Below are 788 nucleotides of genomic sequence, written 5' to 3' on the forward strand. Positions count from 1 at the left end.
TCGTCGTCCGCAGGATTAAACAGGGTGCCCTGGTTGTTGGCCGGATCGTCGATCAGGCCATCTTCCGGCGCGCTGTCTGTGCCGCCGGCTTCGCGAACGTCGGTCAGGCCGTCGTTGTCGCTGTCGAGGTCACGATAGTCAGGCACGAGGTCGCCATCGGTGTTCACCAGGGTGGTCAGGGCATCATCAATGCCATCGTTGTTGCTGTCCGTACCACCTGTGTTGGTGACATCGAATTGATCGTGGATGCCGTCGCCATCGCTGTCGAGCAGCGGCAGCAGGTTGGTTTCGACACTATCGGGAATGCCGTCGTTGTCACTGTCGATGTCGAGCATGTCGACGGTGCCGTCGAGGTCGGTGTCGAGCAGGGCAACGATGTCATCATCAATACCGTCGTTATTGCTGTCGGTGCCGCCGGTGGTGTTGACGTCGAAGGCATCGTCAATGCCATCGCCATCGCTGTCACTGCCGGTTGAGAGGCCGTTCTCCAGGGCATCGGGAATACCGTCGTTGTCGCTGTCGGTATCCAGGTAGTCCGGGATCAGGTCACCATCGGCATCGGTCAGGCCGTTGAGGGTTTCGACCACATCGGGCACCCGGTCGTTGTCGCTGTCAGTGTCGCGATAGTCCGGCTGGCCGTCGCCATCTACGTCACGCGGGTTGTCGGCGTCTCCACCCAGTTCCTGGGCGTCGGAAATGCCGTCGTTGTCGCTGTCGGTATCGAGCGCATCGATAACGCCGTCGCCGTCACTGTCGCGTGGGTTCGACAGGTCACCACCGAACTCCTC

Annotated in this window: 1 pseudogene; it reads right to left on the reverse strand. The window is 61.0% G+C overall.

Going from position 1 to position 788, the window contains the following annotated elements:
• Positions 1–788 (reverse strand): annotated as a pseudogene (locus tag JJO78_RS20565) (MSCRAMM family adhesin SdrC); the annotation flags it as partial.

The sequence above is a fragment of the Marinobacter sp. DS40M6 genome, assembly GCF_028581595.1.
GTDB classification, from domain to species: domain Bacteria; phylum Pseudomonadota; class Gammaproteobacteria; order Pseudomonadales; family Oleiphilaceae; genus Marinobacter; species Marinobacter salarius.